This is a genomic window from Mesorhizobium sp. M7A.F.Ca.US.014.04.1.1, from assembly GCF_003998745.1.
Lineage (GTDB): Bacteria > Pseudomonadota > Alphaproteobacteria > Rhizobiales > Rhizobiaceae > Mesorhizobium > Mesorhizobium ciceri.
In genome coordinates this window covers 1-654 of record NZ_RZRW01001308.1, presented here as the reverse complement: position 1 = coordinate 654, position 654 = coordinate 1, and the positions used below count along the sequence as shown (strand labels likewise).

The following is a 654-nucleotide window of genomic DNA, read 5'->3' as shown; positions in this document are numbered from 1 at the left end:
GTACCGGAAATTCAACATCCGCTCGACCGAGATCACGCCTGGCGACGATTTCGGCATGATGCGCGAGGTGATGGAACGGCGGTTTTCGCGGTTGCTCAAGGAGCATGGCGATGTCCCGGCTGGGGATGCAGCCGACGGTTCGGCAGACGATATGGAGGACGATATCTCCGGCAGCTTCCCGGCCTGGCCCGATGTCATCCTGATCGACGGTGGCCAGGGCCAGATGACCGCGGTGCGCAAGATCCTCGCCGATCTCGGCATCGAGGACCGCGTGGTTGCCATCGGCATCGCCAAGGGCCAGGACCGCGATGCCGGCCGCGAGCGGTTCTTCGTCAAAGGCAGGGACTCGTTTTCCCTACCGGTCCGCGACCCCGTGCTCTATTTCGTCCAGCGGCTGCGCGATGAGGTTCACCGTTTCGCGATCGGCTCGCATCGGGCTCGCCGCAAGAAGGAAATGGTCAAGAGCCCACTTGATGAGATCAGCGGCATCGGTCCCGGCCGCAAGCGGGCATTGCTGCTGGCATTCGGCACCGCCAAGGCGGTCAGCCGCGCGGCCATCGAGGATCTGCGGAAAGTCGACGGGATTTCCGAGCAGGTGGCGAAACTGGTCTACAATCACTTCCACGAGAGTTGAAAAATCTGGCACTTTCATCT

1 protein-coding gene is annotated in these 654 nt (G+C 62.2%); it reads left to right on the top strand.

What is annotated here, in order from left to right:
- Positions 1-634, top strand: a 634-nt coding sequence (locus EOA22_RS36240) for a helix-hairpin-helix domain-containing protein (protein WP_245478802.1), incomplete at its 5' end; no start/stop codon positions are given.
- Positions 635-654: the final 20 nt, after the last annotated feature.